The sequence below is a fragment of the Halomonas sp. DP3Y7-2 genome (assembly GCF_019800795.1).
GTDB lineage: Bacteria > Pseudomonadota > Gammaproteobacteria > Pseudomonadales > Halomonadaceae > Halomonas > Halomonas litopenaei_A.
The window spans coordinates 202,690-224,332 of sequence record NZ_JAHVKJ010000005.1 but is presented as its reverse complement, the minus strand read 5'-3'; the positions used below and the strand labels follow the sequence as shown (position 1 = coordinate 224,332).

General features: G+C 60.4%; 19 protein-coding genes. 15 read left to right on the top strand and 4 right to left on the bottom strand.

Features of this window, described 5'->3' with window-relative positions:
* Positions 1-25 precede the first annotated feature (25 nt).
* Positions 26-565, bottom strand: a complete 540-nt coding sequence (locus tag KUV45_RS06325) for a DUF2345 domain-containing protein (protein ID WP_222163820.1) — start codon at positions 563-565, stop codon at positions 26-28.
* Positions 447-2,762 carry a type VI secretion system Vgr family protein gene (locus KUV45_RS06320; RefSeq protein WP_222163819.1) on the bottom strand — a complete coding sequence of 772 codons (2,316 nt, stop codon included), beginning with the start codon at positions 2,760-2,762 and terminating at the stop codon, positions 447-449. The genes KUV45_RS06325 and KUV45_RS06320 overlap by 119 nt, the downstream gene beginning before the upstream one ends.
* A gap of 604 nt (positions 2,763-3,366) precedes the next feature.
* On the opposite strand from KUV45_RS06320, the gene ectA reads away from it, so the two are divergent.
* From ectA to KUV45_RS06265, 11 genes are all read left to right on the top strand, one after another.
* Positions 3,367-3,945 carry a diaminobutyrate acetyltransferase gene (gene ectA / locus KUV45_RS06315; protein WP_222163818.1) on the top strand — a complete coding sequence of 193 codons (579 nt, stop codon included), beginning with the start codon at positions 3,367-3,369 and terminating at the stop codon, positions 3,943-3,945.
* 91 nt (positions 3,946-4,036) lie between these two features.
* Positions 4,037-5,302, top strand: coding sequence for a diaminobutyrate--2-oxoglutarate transaminase (gene ectB / locus KUV45_RS06310; protein ID WP_222163817.1), 1,266 nt, complete (start codon positions 4,037-4,039; stop codon positions 5,300-5,302).
* Between the two features lie 136 nt (positions 5,303-5,438).
* Positions 5,439-5,831, top strand: a complete 393-nt coding sequence (locus KUV45_RS06305) for an ectoine synthase (RefSeq protein WP_206938725.1) — start codon at positions 5,439-5,441, stop codon at positions 5,829-5,831.
* 239 nt (positions 5,832-6,070) lie between these two features.
* A complete protein-coding gene (locus KUV45_RS06300; protein ID WP_222163816.1) occupies positions 6,071-7,060 on the top strand; it encodes a transporter in 990 nt (329 codons plus the stop codon).
* A gap of 518 nt (positions 7,061-7,578) precedes the next feature.
* Positions 7,579-8,580, top strand: coding sequence for a TRAP transporter substrate-binding protein (locus KUV45_RS06295; protein ID WP_222163815.1), 1,002 nt, complete (start codon positions 7,579-7,581; stop codon positions 8,578-8,580).
* A gap of 227 nt (positions 8,581-8,807) precedes the next feature.
* The gene (locus KUV45_RS06290) at positions 8,808-9,434 is read left to right on the top strand and encodes a TRAP transporter small permease (protein WP_224852101.1); all 627 of its coding nucleotides are present in this window, start codon (positions 8,808-8,810) and stop codon (positions 9,432-9,434) included.
* A gap of 2 nt (positions 9,435-9,436) precedes the next feature.
* Positions 9,437-10,717 (top strand): TRAP transporter large permease, encoded by a 1,281-nt coding sequence (locus KUV45_RS06285; protein ID WP_206938731.1) that lies wholly within the window; start codon positions 9,437-9,439, stop codon positions 10,715-10,717.
* Positions 10,718-10,758: 41 nt separating this feature from the next.
* Positions 10,759-11,901, top strand: a complete 1,143-nt coding sequence (locus tag KUV45_RS06280; protein ID WP_222163814.1) for a mandelate racemase/muconate lactonizing enzyme family protein — start codon at positions 10,759-10,761, stop codon at positions 11,899-11,901.
* On the top strand, positions 11,898-12,761 hold the full coding sequence (locus tag KUV45_RS06275; protein ID WP_224852102.1) for an amidohydrolase family protein: 864 nt from the start codon (positions 11,898-11,900) through the stop codon (positions 12,759-12,761). The genes KUV45_RS06280 and KUV45_RS06275 overlap by 4 nt, the downstream gene beginning before the upstream one ends.
* A gap of 142 nt (positions 12,762-12,903) precedes the next feature.
* Positions 12,904-13,707: an NAD(P)-dependent oxidoreductase gene (locus KUV45_RS06270; RefSeq protein ID WP_206938735.1), complete on the top strand. Its 804-nt coding sequence runs from the start codon at positions 12,904-12,906 to the stop codon at positions 13,705-13,707.
* Positions 13,708-13,868: 161 nt separating this feature from the next.
* Entirely contained in the window at positions 13,869-14,627 is a 759-nt protein-coding gene (locus KUV45_RS06265; protein WP_222163813.1) for a FadR/GntR family transcriptional regulator, read from the top strand.
* A gap of 5 nt (positions 14,628-14,632) precedes the next feature.
* On the opposite strand, the gene KUV45_RS06260 is transcribed toward KUV45_RS06265, so the two are convergent.
* Positions 14,633-15,169, bottom strand: coding sequence for a DUF3833 domain-containing protein (locus KUV45_RS06260; protein ID WP_206938738.1), 537 nt, complete (start codon positions 15,167-15,169; stop codon positions 14,633-14,635).
* A 360-nt stretch (positions 15,170-15,529) separates the two neighbouring features.
* The gene (locus KUV45_RS06255; RefSeq protein WP_222163812.1) at positions 15,530-16,456 is read right to left on the bottom strand and encodes a LysR family transcriptional regulator; all 927 of its coding nucleotides are present in this window, start codon (positions 16,454-16,456) and stop codon (positions 15,530-15,532) included.
* Positions 16,457-16,575: 119 nt separating this feature from the next.
* On the opposite strand from KUV45_RS06255, the gene KUV45_RS06250 reads away from it, so the two are divergent.
* The 4 genes from KUV45_RS06250 (at position 16,576) to KUV45_RS06235 (ending at position 21,640) form a co-directional block, all read left to right on the top strand.
* On the top strand, positions 16,576-17,490 hold the full coding sequence (locus KUV45_RS06250) for an alpha/beta hydrolase (protein WP_206938742.1): 915 nt from the start codon (positions 16,576-16,578) through the stop codon (positions 17,488-17,490).
* 106 nt (positions 17,491-17,596) lie between these two features.
* On the top strand, positions 17,597-18,526 hold the full coding sequence (locus KUV45_RS06245; RefSeq protein WP_222163811.1) for an alpha/beta hydrolase: 930 nt from the start codon (positions 17,597-17,599) through the stop codon (positions 18,524-18,526).
* 687 nt (positions 18,527-19,213) lie between these two features.
* Positions 19,214-20,065 (top strand): ATP-dependent zinc protease, encoded by an 852-nt coding sequence (locus tag KUV45_RS06240; RefSeq protein WP_206938746.1) that lies wholly within the window; start codon positions 19,214-19,216, stop codon positions 20,063-20,065.
* A gap of 60 nt (positions 20,066-20,125) precedes the next feature.
* Positions 20,126-21,640 (top strand): inactive transglutaminase family protein, encoded by a 1,515-nt coding sequence (locus KUV45_RS06235; RefSeq protein WP_206938748.1) that lies wholly within the window; start codon positions 20,126-20,128, stop codon positions 21,638-21,640.
* Positions 21,641-21,643 lie beyond the last annotated feature (3 nt).

Sequence of the window (21,643 nt, the reverse complement as noted above, 5' to 3'; positions counted from 1 at the left end):
GAGCTCCTTGTCGATGGTGACGTTGTCAGCGGCGTAAATAGGTGCTGTGCTGGGCGGCGGCATCCAGCAAGCAGCTATAGCAGATGGCCTTTCTTGGCAGTTGATCAAGGCTGTAACTGAGACTCGCGGGCCCCGCAAACAGGTGCTGCCCGCCCCTGACGTCGATCAGCCCCGGCGCATGAATTTCGATATCGCCGCCCTTGAGGCGGATATAGCCCCCGCCGCTGGTCAGCAGAATCTCTTCGGCGGCGGCGATGTGAACGGCGTCCTCGGTGGAGGTGATGGTGACCTTCTTCTCGGCGGTCAGGGCCATCTCGTCAGACTGGGCCTGGACATCGACCTTGCCCTGGGCAGCGAACAGCTTGATGCCGGCGCGCTGGACAAATAGCGAGAGCTTCTCGGACAGCGAGCCAATCAGGCTACGCCCGGTGGCCAGGTTGATGTCTTCACCGCTGGTCACGCTGAGCGACTTGCCCTGCACCAGGTGCGTCGACTGCGGCGTGCTGGCGGCGATACCGGCAGGGGAGGCCAGGTGCAGCCAGAGCCTTGAGGCTGCCGGCCTCACCCTGGCCGCCTTGGCTTGCACTCTGTGCGCTGCTGCCATCGAAGCGGTCTTTGTTGGTGCTGGCGGGTCGGCCATGGCGCCCCTGAGCATCGTCGCTGGCCTTATGCAGGTCATTGAGGCTTGCCAGCGGTTCGGCCTGATGGTCAACGGCGCTGTCACTCAGCGTATCGGCAAGCTGCCAGGCGGCTTGCAGTTCACGCCAGGCCGGTGACAGGTCGAGCTGTTCACCGCCTGCCCCCAATTGGCCCCAACTGGTCAGCAGCAGGCCCTCGTTGGCGCGTACGGCGCCATAGGCGTCGGTGCGCAGCTCAAAGCCGGTACCGCGAAAGTCGCCGCGCGTATTGCCCTGCTGGTGAATCAGATAGCCCAGGTTGAGCTGGCTCTTGGCATGTTCGGAATTGAGCCGTACCCGCTCCTGATCGGTCGCGTCGTCAAATACCAGTTCGTTGTACTTGCCACCGCGATAGGTCTTCGACTTAAGGCCGGACAGCAGGCCGTTGGAGTGCCACTCGGGTCGCTCGTCACCGTTGTAGAGGCGCCCGGTGATCAGCGGGCGATCCGGGTCGCCCTCGAGGAAGTCGACGATGACCTCCTGACCGATGCGCGGCACGAACACCCCGCCCCAGCCGGCGCTGGCATTGGGTGAGGCGACACGCAGCCAGCAACTCGACTGGTCGTTATGGGTGCCTTCACGGTCCCAATGAAACTGCACCTTGACCCGGTTGAGCCGGTCGGTGTGGATCTCTTCCCCTTCGGGACCCACCACGATGGCGGTCTGGGGGCCACCCATGACGGGCCGGGGGTGGTCCAGGGTCGAGCGGTAGGGCAGGAGCCGGCGCTGGGCCTCGAAGTCGAGCAGAAAGTGGCCGGTCCCGGCGCGCTGATAGTCACCCTGGTGAAGGCTCTGGCCGTCAATCGCGTCTTCCAGGCCATGGGCGCGACGGGCGTCCGTCAGCTCCTGCTGCAAACTGCCCGGCAGGGTAGAGAGGTGAGCCGACACCGGCAGGGCGTTCTCGGCGTACAGGTTCAGCGCCAGCACCAGAAACTCGCGTTCGCTGGCATTGCCTCGGTCATGCTGGTGGTGCTGGGTCAGGGTGAAATGGCCGCCGACCTGGAGCTGGCGAGCACCACCGGCACCAAAGAAGCGCTTGGCGCGGGATTCCAGCGCCTCCAGGCGATTGACGCCAAGACGCTCGCCCCGTCCATGGTCCGCATAGTAGTACTCGCCGGGAAAGTCATAGACCTCGTTGGCGGGCAGATTGCCCTGGGCACGGATGGTGTGCTGAGTGTTGCTGGTATCGCGTCGTGGGTGCTTGTAGTCGAAGGTCGCCAGGCTGACACGCGTCGGCTGCTGCACCCGCTTGCCGCCCCACTGGGTGATGGCGTCCTCGGTCTCTGTCGCTGCCTGACGATGAAAGCGAATGGTCTGGGGGGCGACGGCGGGGCAGGTCATCACATCGTCGGTGATCACCAGACGGTGGCTGACCTCGCCCGCGCCACTGGCGCTGTCGGAGGACGCGTTGGTAAAGGGGTGGTGCTCGAAATAGTAGAACAGACCTTCCTGTTCCATCAGGCGATTGACGAAGTGGTAGTCGCTCTCGCGGTACTGCACGCAATAGCTGCGGGCGGGGTAGTCCCGGCGCAGGTCGAAGCGATAGCCCCCCTTGGCGACGTCGTGGCCGGCGAACACCGTCTCGATGATCTCGACCACCGTCTTGTCCTGAAAGATGCGGCTGTCGCGGCCAAGGCTGAGCATGGCAAGCCAGGGCACCAGTTCGAGCTGGTAGTAGTAGACGCCGCCGTCTTCACCGAGCAGGGCGGCGGATTCCACCAGCCCGGAAAGCTGGCGGTAACTCCCGTCGGCCTGGCGAATCTCCAGCGTGGCGGGTTGAGCGATCAACGACTTGAGTTCGATATCTCCACGCTGGGCGATCACGTCCAGACGATAGCGATAGGGTCGCGACAGCATTTCCTCCCCGACCAGGCGATGGGGAATCAGGGCGTGGCGGGATGAGGAATGGCCGGATAGCTGAAGCTTGAGCAGCCGGTGGTCCTGGGTCAGAGGGACATCAAAGGCAGCCAACAGCTCATGCAAGCGGCGGGGGGAGGGCGGGGCATTCGTGCCAGGCTGGTCAGAAGCGTCAGAGTTATCGGAAGTGCCAGAAGGCGGCTGACCGGAGGAAGGAGGTATCCACATGTCAGTGCCCTCCCGTCTTGCCGTCATCTACGAGGACACAGCCCACCCAGTGGACATTTCCCAAGCGACATGAACGCGACAACAACGGCATGCGAGATCCTCCCTGACAGCGCACGGGGCCATAGACACGGGGCTATAAACACGGAGCCATAGACACGAGGCCCTGAATGAGAAGGATCCTAAGCATTGTGAAACCGTGACGCAGCGAGGAGCTGCGCACTTTCAGACATTGCCCATAGCGGGAGCGCGAATCCGCGAAGTTAGTGACAGGTTGTGGCGGATTTCACAGCAGTTGGCGTTGCTGAGGCGATGAGAAAAACGGAAGCTGGCCGTTCGTCAAGCGCCTTCTATACTCATTGAGGTACGTATTTCATGATCCAGGAGTGTCGATACGCACCTCAAGAACGGGGGCCTGGGCTGACATTCGAGTCGCTGGCAAGCGTTGGCGGCTACTGCCGGTACCAAGGCGCCCAACCACGGGCGCTTCGGCGCTCGCATAACATTTTGTTATGATTCTGAGGCTTAAGAATAATCCAGATTTTGAAATGTCATAATCGACTGTTATAATGGCTGTCCAAATTCGCTACAGCGAAGCATAACGAACATGACTGCAAGCACTGAGCCCTTCACACCTTCCGCCGACCTCGCCAAGCCCACCGTGGCAGATGCAGTGGTCGGGCACGAAGAGGCGCCGCTGTTTATTCGCAAGTCCAATCCCGAAGACGGCTGGGGGATTTACGAGCTGGTCAAGTCGTGCCCTCCGCTGGACGTCAATTCCGCCTATGCCTATCTGCTGCTGGCAACCCAGTTCCGTGACAGCTGTGCGGTTGCCACCAACGAGGAAGGGGAAATCGTCGGCTTCGTCTCTGGCTACGTGAAAAGCAATGCCCCGGACACCTACTTCCTGTGGCAGGTAGCGGTGGGCGAGAAGGCCCGCGGAACCGGACTGGCACGGCGCTTGGTCGAGGCCATTCTGACGCGACCAGAATTCACCGAGGTACACCACCTCGAGACCACCATCACGCCTGATAACCAGGCCTCGTGGGGATTGTTTCGACGCTTGGCAGATCGCTGGCAGGCCCCGCTTAACAGTCGCGAGTATTTCTCCACTGACCAGCTAGGTGGTGAGCACGATCCCGAAAACCTCGTGCGCATCGGTCCGTTCGATACCACACGCATCTAGCTCCATCACTTGATGGCGAGGCATTTACCGACGCTTCGCCATTCTCTCCTCATTCAGATTCACTGCTTACGAACCCGACAGGAGGTCACCAATGCAGACCCAGATCCTCGAACGCATGGAATCCGACGTTCGTACCTATTCTCGTTCCTTTCCGGTCGTATTCACCAAGGCGCAGAATGCTCGCCTGACAGACGAGACCGGTCGCGAGTACATCGACTTTCTTGCCGGTGCAGGTACCCTCAACTACGGGCACAACAACCCGCACCTCAAGCAGGCGCTGGTCGACTACCTGGCCACCGACGGCATCATTCACGGTCTCGACTTCTGGACGGCCGCCAAGCGCGACTATCTCGAGACCCTCGAAGAGGTGATCCTCAAGCCGCGTGGTCTTGACTACAAGGTCCACCTGCCTGGTCCGACCGGCACCAATGCGGTGGAAGCGGCCATTCGTCTGGCCCGCGTGGCCAAGGGACGTCACAACATCGTGACCTTCACCAATGGCTTCCACGGCGTCACCATGGGGGCGCTTGCCACCACCGGTAATCGCAAGTTCCGTGAAGCCACCGGCGGCATCCCGACCCAAGGCGCATCCTTCCTGCCGTTTGATGGCTACATGGGCAGCGAGACAGATACGCTGGATTACTTTGAAAAGCTCCTCGGTGACAAGTCCGGCGGCCTGGACGTGCCTGCGGGCGTGATTGTGGAAACCGTTCAGGGTGAGGGCGGTATCAACGTCGCCGGGCTCGAGTGGCTCAAGCGACTCGAAAAGATTTGCCGCGACCACGATATCCTCTTGATCATTGATGATATCCAGGCGGGCTGCGGCCGCACCGGCAAGTTCTTCAGCTTTGAGCATGCGGGCATCACACCGGACATCGTGACCAACTCCAAGTCGCTGTCCGCGTTCGGCCTGCCGTTCGCCCACGTCTTGATGCGTCCCGAACTCGACAAGTGGAAGCCCGGCCAGTACAACGGTACCTTCCGTGGCTTCAACCTGGCCTTCGTGACCGCTGCAGCAGCCATGCGCAAGTACTGGAGCGACGATACCTTCGAGCGTGATGTCCAGCGCAAGGCACGCATCGTCGAGGAACGCTTCCAGAAGATTGCCGCCTGGCTGAATGACAAGGGTTACACCGCGTCGGAGCGGGGCCGCGGACTGATGCGTGGCATCGACGTTCAAAACGGTGAAGTGGCAGACAAGATTACCGCCAAGGCCTTTGAAAACGGCCTGGTCATCGAGACCAGTGGCCAAGACGGTGAAGTGGTGAAGTGCCTCTGCCCGCTGACCATCACCGATGAAGACTTGCTCGAAGGCCTCGATATCCTCGAGCGCAGTACCCACGAGGCGCTTAGCTGAGATCCTCAGGACCGGCTAATCCTGGCTTAGCCCTGAGATAGTCACGGCCTGATAAGATCGAGGGTCATGGTGGCACCAACGTCCCGAGGGATGGTGCACCATGGCCTGTCGAAATCCCCTGACAATGGAGTGTTCAATGATCGTTCGTAACTTGGAAGAAGCACGTCAAACCGATCGCCTGGTCAAGGCAGAAAACGGTAACTGGGACAGCACCCGACTGATGCTCGCCGATGATGGCGGTCAGTGCTCGTTCCATATCACGCGTATCTTCGAAGGCACCGAGACTCACATCCATTACAAGCATCACTTCGAGGCGGTCTACTGCATCGAAGGAGAAGGAGAGGTCGAGACTCTGGCCGACGGCAAGATCTGGCCGATCAAGCCAGGTGATATCTATATCCTGGACCAGCATGACGAGCACCTGCTGCGGGCCAGCAAGACCATGCACCTGGCCTGTGTCTTCACACCGGGACTGACCGGCAAGGAAGTGCATCGCGAGGATGGCTCCTACGCTCCGGCCGATGACTGAACGGTGTGATGGCCATAACAGCCAAGCACAACAGCGGCGCCCCCTGGTGGGCGCCGCTGTCGTTTTGACATGCCAACGTTGGCGCAGATTGAAACAAGACGCCGTCACTGACGTCGCTGCCAATGCGGCCACGACGTCTCGTTGGATCCGTCGCTACGTCAGGCAATTTGCAAATTGTGCCAAAAAGTTGGGCAGCCCCCCTATACTTTGCTTCACACCATCTGATGGAAGCGCTGACCATGCCTGCCCGTTGTCTTGCTGCCGACTACCGCTACCCCCGTCTGGAAGGGCGCCCGTCCCGTCCTTGGCTATCGGTGTTCGCAGCCCCGTTGCTCCTTTCGATCGCGGCCTCCGCCCACGCTTCAGAGGGCGCAAGCAGTATCTATGTTCCCGGGGCCTATAACGATTTTGCTGCCGGGCTTGCACCGCCGCCCGGCGTCTACGCGCGCAATGATCTGGTGCGTTACGAAGGGGAGATCGGTGCCAGACCTTTGGGCGGTAGACTGGATGCGGGCCTTGAGCAGACCCTGTGGTTCAACCTGCTGAAGCTGACCTGGGTCACAGACGTGGAATGGCTGGGGGCTACCTACATTGCTGGCATCAACATTCCCTATGTGTTTGATGTCAGCGTAGATCTCAACGCCGAATTTGCCGGGCAAGAGCGCTTCAGCACGGGCAGCAATGATGGCTTCGGTGACCCGTACCTGGTGCCCATTGCGTTGAATTGGGCCAACGGCGCGCATCACACCACCGCAGCGGTGGGAGTGAATATCCCGGTGGGACGCTACGACGAAGATGATCGCATCAATCTGGGGCGCCACTATTGGGCCATCGACCCGACAATCACCTATAGCTGGCTACCGGCAAGCGGCTGGGACCTGTCACTGACGGCTGGCATCCTGTTCAACTTCGAGAACGATGCCACCGATTATACGACCGGGGACGAATTTCACCTGGATGTGTTGGCCGCCAAATATGTGACGCCGGGTTTCGGCCTTGGCGTAGCCGGTTATGTCTACGAGCAGCTGGAGTCGGACTCCGGGCCGGTGCCCGACCGTCTGGATGATGGCTTTCGCAGTAGTGGAGCAGGGGTGGGGCCGGCCTTCATGAAGAGTGTTTCCCTCGGGCAGACACCGGTCACGCTGATCGGCAAGTGGCTTCACGACGTGTCCTCGGAAAACCGCTTTGACGGCGACACCGTCTCCTTGTCCGCCGCCTGGGCCTTCTAGGGCCTTTGTGCAGGGCGGGAAGGCCGCTTGAGACACGCGGCGGTCCAGGAACGGTTGCACATGCCAATGGTGGTAGCCGCGTCACTTACCGAGCACCACATGACACCAGGGCGCTCCTGCCTGCGAGCGCCAGGCTCAGGTCAGGCCGTGCCCATATCGGCTCTGGAATTGCGGATTTACAACTATTGACACATTGCGTGTTTCCGCTGCCCACCAAAGGTCACTGGTGGTGTCTGGCATCGGCGCGATGCAGCTCGAACTCGCGCCGCTTCCGTATCTCGCCGAGATAACACTCGCGCTCATATGTCCCGTTGCTGGCTCACAGGAAGACCTTGCACTTTAGTCAAAAGATGTTATTTGCGACTTGCGATCTGGATGCTCAAGACACTACTTTGTCATACATAATATAACAACGTCAGGTGTGAGCCTGGCGTCAGACGGGGAAGCCGCAGGGTAGGGCATTCCTCCGGGCGCCAGAGATGACAACAACAGCAATAACATCGATACGAGGTCTCGCCATGTGTTCTGCACGTCATGCCACCAACGCCGCCATCCTTGCTGCCGTTACTGCCAGCGTGGGACTTGTTGCTACCCCCGCCATGGCGGAACAGTGGCGGGGATGGAACATTCACCCACCGGAGTATCCCAATAGCATTGCGCTCGAGACCTTTGCCAAGCAGGTCGATGACAAGACCGACGGCAGGATCACCCCCAAGGTCTACCACAATGCCGTATTGGGAGATCAGCCCGACGCCATAGAGCAGACACGCAATGGAGCGCTGGACTTCGGCAATTTCAACATGGGACCGATGGGGCCCATGGTGCCTGCGGCCAATGTGCTGTCACTGCCGTTCATCTTTGAAAGCGAAGAGGCCATGTATGAGCTGATGGACGGCGAGATCGGTGACCGCTTCGCTGCTGCCATGGAAGAACAAGGCTTGATCGCTATTGGCTGGTTTGGCGCCGGATCACGCAGCCTCTACAACACCGATCATCCGGTGCAGACCCCTGATGATGTCAAGGGCATGAAGGTGCGGGTGATGAACAACGACCTGTACGTGGAGATGATCGACGCTCTTGGCGGTAATGCCACGCCGATGGCCTACGGGGAAGTCTATCAGTCGCTGACCACGGGTGTGATCGATGGTGCGGAAAACAATTTCCCCTCCTATGAGTCCAGCGGTCATTACGAGGTAGCCCGCTATTACTCGCTGACCAATCACCTGGTGATTCCAGAGTGCCTGTGTGTGGCCAGAAGTAGCTGGGAGCAGCTCTCGGCCGACGATCAGGCGGCCATCAGGGAGGCAGCGGCGATCGCCACCAGCGAGCAACGGGAGCTGTGGGCCCAGCGCACCGAGGCCAGCCGTCAAAAGGCGCTTGATGCCGGCGTCGAAATCAATGAAGTGCCCGACAAGACGGCCTTCCAGACGCTGATGGAACCGGTCTATGACGGCTTCCTGAGCGATAACCCCGACCTTGCATCTCTGGTCGATGACATTCGCGCGGCGCAGGCCGACTAACCTCACGGACGCGCTGACATCGTCAGCCCAAGGAAGCACTGACGACATCAGCCGAGCGCAATGACACGCAAGGCTCCGGAAGCGAAGAAGTCGGAGCCCATGCGGCATAGGCGAGGTGTTCGAGCACCGCGCAACGCAACAACTCATGCGCTCAGGCGATGATGCCGTGTTTCCTCTGCGATCAGGCTAGGCCGGCCACTGCATGGGGCTGGCAGGGAGGTATCTGTGTGAAAGCACCCCATCAATCGTCTTCGGCGGAGCCAGTACCCAGCGCCTCGCAAGGGTCAACGTCGACGCGCCGCGGGGCCTTTCCGCCGGCGTCGCCTGAATCCCGCTCCATTCGCTATCAGCGGCAGCCGCCGGATACGCTGGACCGGCTGCTGGATAGCCTGGCCAACGGCTGCATCATGGTGGCAGGGGTCTTGCTGGTGTTTTTGATCATCACCTTCGGCTGGTTGGTGTTTGGTCGCTACATCCTCAATGACACGCCCACCTGGGTGGAGCAATCCGCCTTGCTGTGCGTGGTGTACATCACGTGCCTTGGCACCGCAGCGGGGGTTCGCCACAACGCTCATCTGTCCATCGATCTGCTCAGGGATGCCATGCCCGGACCGATAAAGACGCTGATGCACCATCTTGCTGACCTGTTTGTGCTGGCCTTTGGCGGTTTCATGGCGTGGCAGGGCTGGCTGTTGATGATGACCAACCTGGCCCGGCCGATTCCCATGCTCGGGCTTTCTGAAAGTTGGCGTGCGGCCCCCTTGGTGATCTGCGGCGTGCTGATGTCGCTATTCGCCCTGGTCAACATTGTCCGGCGGCTCGCTGGCCACCCGACATCCACACAGGAGACCTGAACATGGGACTGGCGATCGTCTTTGGGCTGTTCGCACTCGGGCTTGCGGTGGGTGCTCCCGTTGCCTTTGCGGTTGGGTTAGCCGCCGTAGGCGGCTTCCTTTACGAGGGCCTGCCGCTGTTTGTCGCGTTCCAGCGGATTCTCTCTGGTATCTCGGTATTTTCCCTGCTGGCGATTCCGTTCTTTATTTTCGCCGGCGAACTGATGCTGCATGGGGGAATTTCCCAGCGTCTGGTCAGGCTCGCCTCCGCTGCGGTGGGCCGTGTGCGAGGCGGACTGGGGGTGGTTAACGTCACCTCATCGATGCTGTTCGGTGGCATTTCAGGGTCTGCGGTGGCCGACACCTCGGCGCTGGGCTCCATTCTGATTCCGGTCATGAAGGAAAAGGGCTATGACGCAGACTATGCGGTCAATGTCACCGTCACCTCGTCGGTGGCCGGCGTCGTCATCCCCCCCAGTCACAACATGATTCTGTATGCCGTGGCAGCCGGTGGCGGTCTGTCCATCACCCAGCTGTTCATGGCGGGCATCGTGCCGGGCATCGTGATGTGCGCGCTACTGGCCTTGGCTGCCTATCTGGTCGCGGTGAAACGAGGGTATCAGGGCGAGCCTTTCCCCGGCTGGCAGGCGCTGGTGGTCAGCCTTGCGGCGGCACTGCCAGGACTTCTGACGGCGGTGATCATCGTCGGCGGCGTACTCTCCGGAGTGCTGACGGTGACCGAGTCCGGTGCCTTCGGTGCGATCTACGCCATCGTCATCACCGCACTGGTCTATCGCGAGCTCAACTGGGCCTCGTTTAAGCAGGCTGTCTACCAGTCGGTGCGAACCACCGCGCTGGTGATGATTCTGGTGGGCTGCGCGTCAGCCTTTTCCTATCTGCTCGCACTGTACAGCGTACCGGAGCTGCTCACCGAGGCGCTGCTGGGCATCAGTGACAATCCCATCGCCATTCTGCTGATGCTCAACCTGATCCTGCTGGCTCTGGGCATGATCATGGACATGGCCGCACTGATTTTGATCTGTACACCGATTTTTCTGCCCATCGCCACCCAGTTCGGCATGGATCCGATCCAGTTCGGCATCATGATGATGATGAACCTTGGCCTCGGCCTGTGCACGCCACCGGTAGGCGCCTGTCTATTCGTCGGCAGTGTGGTGGGCAAGATCAAGATCGAGCAGACCGTACGTACCATCTGGCCGTTCTATCTGGCGTTGTTTGCTGCGCTGATGCTGGTGACCTATGTACCGGCACTGTCCATGGCGCTACCCAACTGGCTGCAATGAACGCCCCTAGACCCACTGCCGAAGACGTCGGAGCATCGCCCATGAAGATAGCCAAGGTACAGACCCATCTACTGGATCATCCTCTTGACCAGGCCTTCGAAAGTGCCTCCATGCGCTTCGAGCGCCGCCAGCACTGCCTGGTCGAGATCACCTGTGATGATGGCACCGTAGGGTGGGGCGAATGCCTGGGACCGGCCCAGGCCAACGCGGGGGTGGTGGCCACCTATGCTTCGTCCCTCATCGGCACCAACCCCCTCGAGCATGAAAAGCGCTGGCTCGAGCTGTACAACCGGTTGCGCGATCAAGGCCAGCGTGGACTGACCATGACCGCGCTCAGCGGCATCGACATCGCCTTGTGGGATATCAAGGGCAAGCACTATGGGGCGAGCATTGCCGAGTTGCTGGGAGGCCGCTTCAGAGAGCGTGTAGAGGCCTACGCCACTGGATCCTTTCGCCGTGATGGCGTCGATCGCGTCAGCGATATCGCGGCAGAGGTCGCCGGCTATACGGCGGAAGGCTTTAACGGGGTCAAGATCAAGATTGGCTTCAACGTCGAAGAGGACCTGCGGGTCATCGCTGCGGTGCGGGAAGCCATCGGTTCTCGGCGTCGCCTGATGATCGACGCCAACCACGGTTACGATCTGCTCGAAGCACTTGAAGTGGGACGTCAGGCGGCGGCCTTCGGGGTGGACTGGTTCGAGGAGCCGGTACTGCCGGAGCAGATAGCGACCTATCGCGCGGTGCGTGAAGGTCAGCCGCTGCCGGTGGCAAGTGGTGAAAACTGGCACGGCCGCTATGCCATGCAAGAGCCGCTCGCCAGTCGGGCCATCGACATCTGCCAGCCGGATATTTGTGGGGTAGGGGGCTTCACCGAAATGCGCCGGGTGGTGGACATGGCCGCGCTGCACGGCGTGCGGTTGATTCCCCATGTGTGGGGTACTGCGGTGTGTATTGCCGCCAGCCTTCAGGCCATGGCCGCGCTGCCACCCAACCCACCGAGACGCGAGCCTATCGAGCCCATCATGGAGTTTGACCGTACCCACAACCCCTTTCGGCAAGCCGTGGTGCTTAAGCCTTTGGAGCATGATGCCGGCTGGGTGTCGATCCCCGATGGTCCAGGGCTTGGCATCGACATCGATCGCGACGCCCTGACACGTTTCGCCCTCAAGGAGACAAACCTGTGATTCCGGCCAATACCCGTCCACTCGAAGGACGCCACCCTCGGCTGGTAGCCCCGGCAGGTGCTACCGACTGCCACGTGCACCTGTATCTCGAGGGCTTTGAAGGTCAGCCAGGAGGGCCGCCGATCAAGGAACTGGCGACGGTCGACGACTTGCGTCGCTATCAACGCTGGATGGGGCTGGACCGTGTGGTCGTCACCCAGTCCAACGCTTACCAGTTCGACAATGGCGCCTTGCTGAGCTCCCTCGACCAGCTCGGCCTTGATAGCGCCCGCGGTGTGGCAGTGGTGGCCCCCGATACCTCGATGAGCACTCTGGAGCAGTGGCACGCGCGAGGCATCCGTGGTGCCAGGATCATGAACTTGCCCGGTGGCGCCGTGCCGATCGCTCAACTCAAGCAGATCGAGCCGCTGATCCGACCACTAGGTTGGCACTTGATGGTGCAATTCAATGGCCGAGAGCTGGACCAGCACTTGCCAACCTTACAAGGCATCGACTGCCCGTACATCATTGACCACATCGGCAAGTTCATGGATCCAGTTCCCGCTGATGATCGCCGCGTAGACGCGATTGTGCGATTGCTGGATCGGGGCAATGCCTGGTTCAAGATCTGCGCCGGCTACGAATCAAGCGTGACCGGAGGACCCCAGTACGAGGACGTGGGCGCGATTGCTCGACGGGTGATCGCCCACGCGCCAGAGAGAATCCTGTGGGGCAGCAACTGGCCACATGTCGGTGTGCCACGGGAGCAATACCCGGACGACCCTGACCAGCTGGATATTCTGTTGAGCTGGGCAACACAAGCGCAACGTCAGAAGATCCTGGTCGATAACCCGGCCACACTATATGGATTTGCCAGCTGAATAGCTTGAGAACAGGCTTGTCGGCAGAGTAACGGTGGATGGACCGGGCCGTTAATGGGCATGAGCATCAGCACGCTCAGCCTGGCCGGGATAGAGATAACCGTCGAGACATTCAACGGGCGTACAGATCAAGGAGACTGACATGCTGAATCGACTACTGGTAACCGGCGCAGCGGGTGGACTGGGCCAGGCCCTGCGACCGCACCTGGGCCGTCTTGCTCGCCACGTTCGGCTGTCCGACGTGGCGGAACTACCAGGCGGGTCAACGGCAGATAACGAGGAAGTCGTGCGGGCAGACCTCGCTGATGGTGCTGCGGTCATGCGCCTGGTCGACGGCTGCGACGGCATTCTTCACCTCGGTGGCGTTTCGGTAGAGCGCTCCTGGCAGGAGATTCTGCCCGCCAACATCATGGGTACCTATCATCTCTACGAGGCGGCTCGGCAGCAGCAGTGCTCGCGCATTGTCTTCGCCAGCTCCAATCATGCCATCGGCTTCTATCCACGCACCGAACGTCTGGATGCCCGGGTTCCGCACAAACCGGACTCTTTGTATGGGGTGTCAAAGTGCTTCGGCGAGGACCTGGCCAGTCTGTATTTTGACAAATTCGGGGTGGAAACCCTCGCCGTGCGGATCGGCTCCTGCTTTCCAGAACCGGCCGACACTCGAATGCTGGCGACCTGGATGAGCGTCGACGACTTCGTGGCATTATTGGAGCGCGCCTTCGTTGCACCCAAGCTCGGCTATACCGTGGTGTATGGCGCATCCAACAACGCCGAGCAATGGTGGGACAACCGCGAGGCGGGATTCTTGGGCTGGGTACCCAAGGACAGCTCGGAGCCCTGGAGAGCCCAGACGGAGGCAAGGGAAGGGCGCCTGGACCCGAACGACCCTGCCGTGCGCTTTCAGGGCGGCAAATTTACCGCCCAGGGCCACCCGGATGATTGAACCAATGGGCACAGTGGCGCATCGCCAAGGCGGGCGACCCTGTACCAAATAATGAGGAATGTCGGCGGTGATCGCCTAAAAGACCCGCCGTCAACACCCTGTTACAATGACGCTTTGCGGAAAGACGTGCGTCCTGCATGCGCACTGAAGAGGAATCGACCATGGCAGCCAAGCCTGTACCCCGAACGGAACCGGTACCGCTCAACGTCAAGAAGCTGACCCGTGAGGGCAGCCTTTCCATGAATGTGGCTGACCAACTGGAGGGGTTGATCACTGCTGGCACCATCGCTGTAGGCGAAAAACTGCCCACGGAGAGCGGTCTGTGCGACTCCTTTGGCGTCAGCCGCACGGTGATCCGTGAAGCGGTGGCCCATCTGAAATCCCTGGGCCTGGTCGAGGCCAGGCGTGGGGTTGGCACCACCGTTATTCGCCAGGCGCCCGCAGAAGCCATGCCAGCGAAGCGCATCAGGCCGACCACCGTAGAAGATATCCTGCACGTGCTTGAACTGCGCTTGAACCTTGAGCCTGCGGCGGCGGCATTGGCCGCCGAGCGCCATGAGCTGGCGGATGTCGATCGGCTTAAAGAATCTCACCAAGCCTTCGTCAAGGCGCGCCAACAGCACAGTCAGGCACGCAACGAGGATTTCGACTTTCACCATGCCATCGCTCAGGCGACGCACAACCCGTTTTTCCCCCAGGCGCTGGAACAGCTGGATCTGAGCGCCATTCCGCGCTCGAAACTCGCGTCCAGCGAAGTCAATGCCGAATCCAGCGTGACCTATCTAAAGCGCGTGGAGGCGGAGCATCAGGACGTGCTTGACGCGATCCTGTCACGCCAGCCCGATGCTGCCAGAGCCGCCATGGCACGACATCTGGAGCGCGCCCGCGAGACCTACCAGCAGTTCAAGGAAAAAAAGTAGGAGGGTTAGGGAGTACGCTCGAACACCAGTGTGACTTCCCCGAGCGTCACACCGAACTTTGACATGGTGGTGCGATTGATCAATCGACCGTCTGGCTGCAGGTACATCCAGTCATCCATGGTGAAGGTGATGTCCCGCTCGCCGACACGAACCTCGAGTGGGTAGCGCATGTGGAAGGCGTGACCCGCCTGACGTGCCATGACAACGCCCTCGACGTCGCTGGCACGGCCTTGCCAGCGTCCACCGTCACCTCGCTCGAAGGTCCACACCCGACGGTCCTTTTCACCGTCCGCGTAGGTGAATCGCTCATCCAGGGTCAGGGTATCGCCGTCGACGCGACCTTCAATGTCGACGGTGAAGCGTCGCTGCACCTCGCCGCTGTAGTCTTGGACCATGCCCCAGGCTCGCGTCTGGCCGTCGAAGTACTCGGCGATATCGAGCCGCGGCGTCGTTCCAGCGTAGCGTGCGACGTCGACATTGGCGCAACTCACCAATATCAGAAGCACGGCCAGCCCGGCGACCCATCGGATTTTACTGTACATTGCAAAGATCCTTGTAAAAGTGTCGTACAGTAAATATAGGGAATAACGGGTGGGACTGCCATCAGTGAGCCATTCTTCAATAGTTCGCATAATCTATATTATGTTAAATGCGCAGTGTGAAGGGAGATGTGGAAAGCATCGACCTGGATAGCCCAGACCCGAAAACGCTGGATCCAGAGATACCAGGCTTGATCCAGAGATACCAGGCTTGATCCAGAGATACCAGGACTGGTGGCATACCTTGAGCTCAGGCATCGCCTTGGGTAGCTGCTTTAAGCCTGCGAATGGCGAGACAGCACTGAGCCCTACCCTGGCCCGTCCTTCATCAGGGATCAATGCCAAGAGATCCTTTGCACGCGATCACTTCCGCTCGAAGCTCGATCGCTGGTCTACCAGGAAATCAATCAGTGCTCGGATCTTGGCAGGCATGTGCGCTCGCGATGGCACGTACAGATAGAACCCGGAAAAAGGCTGACACCACGGCTGCAGTACCCGAACCAAGGTTCCGTCCGACAGTTGCTGACGGACGCACAGATCCAGATGCTTCACCAAGCCGACCCCTCTGACTGCAGCATTCAACATGCTGTCGTCATCATTGAAGATCGCGTTTCCTTTGGGTTCAAACACCAGGCTTCGCCCGTCTGGCTCTGGTGAGGTAAAGCCCCAACGATCGATCGCACCGCTTGACGCGAATCGATAACCCAGACAGTTGTGCTGGACGAGATCGGCTGGCGTCGTCGGGATACCGTGCCGCTTGATGTACTCGGGAGAGGCAACGATGGCCATCTCGATCGGCGGCGTCACCGGCACAGCCACCATATGCTCATCCAAGCTCTCCCCGAGACGCAATCCGGCATCCATCCCTTCGGAGACGATGTTGGAAAAGCCATCGTTCATGACGAGCTCCAGTCGCAACTTTGGGTAGCGAGCGAGAAATTCGTCCATTCGAGGTTCCAGCAACAGTCGGGACGCGACCCGGGATGTATTGATCCGGATGACACCCGACGGCTCCGCCTGGGCCTCGCCCACTTCTGAGACGGCCCGCTCAATGGACCCCAGAGCTGGCTTCAGCGAGTCATAAAGTCGCTGCCCTTCTTCAGTCAATGACATGTTCCGAGTGGTTCGATTCAACAGACGAACGTTCAGCTGCTGCTCCAGAGTCTTGAGCTGCTGGGACAGCGCGGCACGCGACACTTCCATCTCGGTGGCGGCCCTGGTGAAGCTGCGATGGCGGGCAATGTGGAAGAACCACACCAGTCCCGGGTATTGCGTGGGATCCAAGGGCATATTGGTAACCGTGACTTAACAGTCATGTCATTATAGAGCCGTTTATCGAAAACAGTAGAGCTCCTAATCTTGTCGGTATTGAGCGGTACACACCCTATGATCCCGATAGGAGCCTCACCATGAAAAGCGTCAGCATCCCGACCCTCAACGGCCAAGGCACCACCCTCGCCGCGGATATTCATTTCCCTGCCGGCTTCGATGACGGCAAGGCTTATCCCGCCGTAGTGGTCTCGCACCCTGGTGGCGGCGTAAAGGAGCAAACCGCCGGCTTGTACGCCAAGCACCTGGCGGAGGGCGGTGTTGTGGCCATCGCCTATGATGCCTCGTATCAGGGTGCGAGCAGCGGCGAGCCCCGCCAGCTGGAGAACCCCCACGTGCGCACCGAAGACATCAGCGCCGTGATCGACTATCTGACTACCCAGTCTTACATCGATGCCGAGCGCATCGGCGCCATGGGGGTCTGCGCCGGCGGGGGCTACACCGCTAACGCCGCCATTAACGACCGCCGCATCAAGGCGCTGGGTACCGTGAGCGCGGTGAATATCGGCCAGATGTTCCGCAACGGATGGGATGGCAGCGTCGCCGATGCAGATGCCCTGCCGCTGATTCAGCACGGCTCACAGGCCCGTACCGAAGATGCTGGCAACGGTGATCTGGCCACCCTGCCCCTGGCACCGATGCGCCGTGAAGACGCGCCAAACGAGGAACTGGCAGAAGCCTGGGAGTACTACCACACCCCGCGCTGCCAGCATCCGAATGCGCCCGGCTTTATGACGGCTCGAAGCCTCACCCAGATCATCACCTACGATGCCTATCACAAGGCTGAGGCCTTTCTGACCCAGCCCCTGCAGGTGGTGGCCGGCAGCGCGGCGGGCAGCAAGTGGATGAGCGATGACCTGTATGCGCGCGCCGCCAGCCAGGACAAGCGCTTCCATGTGGTGGAGAACGCCAATCACATGTCGTTGTATGACGTACCCGGTTACGTCGAGGAAGCCGTATCGGTGTTGGCCCCGTTCTTCCGGGAAACACTGTAAAGCCAGAGCTATCCAGACCTCTCCAGAACTATGGAGGGGGCCTGCCGGGTGCTTCAGCTACCACTCTACTGTCTGTCAAACCTCACCATTCGTGAAGGAGTCCATCATGAGCCATGTCCAGAACGTCAGCTACCAGAATCTCGGCTGGGAAACCTCGGCTGATCTCTACCTGCCGCCGGCCTTCGATGAAAAACGGCGCTATCCGACCATCGTCAGCACCCATCCCATCGGCAGCTGCAAGGAACAGACGTCCGGCAATGTCTACGCGAAGGCGCTGGCCGAGCAAGGCTTCGTGGTGCTGGCCTTCGATGCCAGCTTCCAGGGTGCCAGCGGCGGCGCACCACGCTATATCGAAGACCCGGCGATTCGCGTCTCCGACATCCGTTTCGCCATCGACTATCTGGTCACCCTGCCCTATGTCGATGCCGAGCGGATCGGCGCCATCGGCGTATGCGGTGGAGGTGGCTACACCATCCATGCAGCGATGACAGATCATCGCATCAAGGCTCTGGTCTCAATCACGGGGGTGAACTTCGGTCGACTGATCCGCGAGAGCTTCAGCGAGTTCGACCCGATCGGCGCGCTTCAAGCCATGGCCCAGCAGCGCACGGCAGAGGCCCAGGGCGCACCACGTCACATCATCGACTATCTGCCGCCGTCGGTAGAGGATGGCCGGAACAACGGTATCAACGACATCGACGTGCTGGAGGCCACCGACTACTACAAGTCGCCCCGCGGCCAGCAACCCAATGGCGCCACCAGTGGGCTGTTCTCTTTCAACAGCGCCGCGATGGGCTGGGACGCCTTCCTGCAGGCGGAAGTACTGCTGACCCAGCCGTTAATGGTGATCATCGGCGACAAGCCCGGCGGCTTCGGTGCCTATCGCGATGGTTGGGAGATCTATGGCCGCGCCGCCTCAAAGGATAAGCATATTGTCGTCGCCGAAGGCTGGTCGCACTACGACCTCTATGACCAACCCGAACCGGTGCGGCAGGCCCTCGACGCCCTGGTGCCGTTCTTCAGGGAGCGACTGTGATCCCCAAGCGGTAATCCCCTGCACATCGCTCTCCCACGCTCGCTCCGGTGAGAACACCGGGGCGATCCCTCTACAAGGTGCACCTGGTGGCCTTGGACAACCCGCCAAGGCAGGCGAGGAAACCCACATCCGGAAGGCCATGGATATGTCACAAGACCCTGCCAGGAATGCAATCCCCAATAAGTTATGGCACATCATCCGCACCACACCAGGATGGTTTCCTCGGCATGAAGGGGCCTGACAGTGCTGTAGAAGCCAATTGAGTATGAACCCGGCATCACTGAGCCGACAAGACAGCGCGAATATCGCTCAGTGATCCAGGTTCTGAACGAGAGCTGAAACCGACAATTGGCACAATATTTACCATAGAGTGCTGATATACCGAGCGTTGCTGACGGCTTGGTCGGTAGCTATGTTCACTTCCATGGTGCGAGGACGCCCGTGCTGGGCTGGATATGACGCACGGACTTCGCTCCGGCGACCTTCCCGCGACGCCGCCAGTGCGTCTCGCCTTCACCAACCACGCCCCCAGCGGTACTTGAATCCTCCTTTCGCCCATGTGCCAGCATGGACAGCGCAGGCATCGCTCCTTATCATCCCTTCAATTTGGTTCATTCGGATGCGTCATTAGGGCGCAGGCCGTCAGCCAAACCTTTTTGCCGATGCCGATACAAGGACGCTAGCGTCATGCCTCTTCGACCGACCTGTATGATTCCTCTGGCCGCCGCTGTCATGCTGGGAGGCTGTGCTCTGGCACCGGTCGATACACAACCGCCCCCCGAGCCTCTTACGCCGGCAGAATTTCACGCTGAAATGCAGCGGCTGGAAACCCGCCTGGCCGGCCAGTGCAACATTACCGAGGATGTGCTGAGCGCCCAGCGCGCCCAGGACCTGCGCATGACCGCCGATATCCGTGAAGTCGGCAGTCTGCTCCGCGGCGTCCGCAGCGACCTTGAGGCATTGGATCGAGACACCTCACAGGCCAATGTTCAGGTTGCCCAGTGTGAGGCCTCTACCGAGTCTGGCATTGACAACAAGGAGCTGCTCGGGCGCAGCGAGTGGGTCGGCTTGCCCAACGTCGGCACGTATCTGAAGGCGAGAATCGACTCCGGGGCCAACACCTCGTCGCTGTCCGCCACCGATGTCACCACCTTCGAACGAGATGGTGATGAGTGGGTTCGTTTCAAGCTTGGGCTGAACGACAAGGACTCTGTGGTCGAATCGGTGCGAGACAAGTGGATCGAAGCACCGGTCAAGCGCAATGTCACCATCGTTCAGGCCAATGGTGAGGAAAGTCGTCCGGTGGTCAGCCTGCTGATGACCCTTGGTCCCATTCGTGAACAAGTTGAGTTCACTCTCAATGACCGTACCCACCTGAGCTACCCGGTGCTGCTTGGGCGGCGATTCCTGCTCGACATTGCCGTTATTGATGTGGCTCGCCACTACCTGCACGACCGCCCCGAATTCCCAGGAGGGGAATCCGCCAGCGAAGCCGCTGATGAAGAAGCGGCCGATCGTGATGATCAGGAACAGCCCTGACCGAACGCTGTGTGCCAGCCCTCAGCTGGCTGGCCTTTCGCTCCCGTTTAAGGAAGACCCATGTCCAGATTGCCCTTTTATCTGATCGTCGCCCTGCTGATGGTGGTCGGCATCGCTACAAGCATCCATCGCCACGTGGAATTCGAGGTGCCATGGACCCCGGGTGAACAGCGCCAGGTCTGGGAAATCGAGGCTCAGGTCACCTTTGATGGCGATGGCAAGCCGGCCAAGGTGGACATGGCTCTGCCCTCCTCCCAACCGGGTTTCCGGGTGCTGACTGAACACACCGCGTCCCCGGGCTACGGGCTTGCTTTCCTGCAGCAGGATGGCGCGCGCCGTGCGGAATGGTCCACCCGTGAAGCCAGCGGTGACCAGCGTCTCTATTACACGGCCCAGGTCCTGGTGACCGAAGGCGGACGCAAGGCATCAGAGCCGCCTCCGCCCCCGCCCGTCAGCGATGTGGCGTGGCAACGGCCCTACGATACTGCTGCCCAGCAGGTCATCGACCGTGCCTGGGACCGCTCCTCGGATGCCTTCACCTTCGCCCGGGAACTGCTGAGCGAATTTGCGGACAACCGTCAGGGCGAGAACGCCCGTCTGCTGCTGACTCAGTTTGACCGTGTCCCCCTCGCCGTCCGCTTGCTCAACCAGGCGGGAGTTGCCGCGCGTGAAGTCAACGGCCTGATGCTCGAGAGCGGACGCCGCCGCCAGAGTCTGACTTCCTGGATCGAAGTCTACGACGGTGACCAGCGCGCCCTGTTCAACCCTGCCACCGGTGAACAGGGCAAACCCGACAACCTGCTGATGTGGGAAAGCGCCGGCAACGCTGTTCTGGAAGTGGAAGGCGGCAGCGACTCGCGGATTTCCTTCTCCATGCTGGTCCGCAATCAGCCCGCTGCGGCAGCGGTCAGAAGCCAGCTGGCGGAAGACAGTGACACCCTGCTCAACTTCTCGATCCACAGCCTGCCGTTGGAAGAACAGGCGCTGTTCCAGACTATCCTGCTGATTCCCATCGGCGCTCTGGTGGTGGTGCTGCTGCGGGTACTGGTGGGAATCAAGACCTCGGGCACCTTCATGCCCGTGCTGATTGCCCTGGCCTTCATCCAGACATCCCTGCTGACCGGCCTGATTGGCTTCCTGCTGGTGGTGGCGGTAGGCCTGGTGATTCGTAGCTACCTGTCGCACCTGAATCTATTGCTGGTGGCGAGGGTGACGGCGGTGATCATAACGGTCATCGCCATCATCTCCATCTTCACGGTCTTGTCCTATCGATTCGGGCTTAATGCCGGTCTCACGATCACCTTCTTCCCGATGATCATTCTGTCCTGGACCATCGAAAGAATGTCCATCCTGTGGGAGGAAGAAGGCCCCAAGCAGGTACTGATTCAGGGTGGTGGCAGTCTGCTGACAGCGGTGCTGGCTTACCTGGCCATGAACAATCCCTGGATTCGCCATATCACCTTCAACTTCCTCGGGCTGCAGCTGATCCTGATGGCCTTCATCCTGCTGCTGGGCAACTACACCGGCTATCGCCTGCTCGAACTCCGGCGCTTCAAGCCGGTGACGGAGGACTGATTC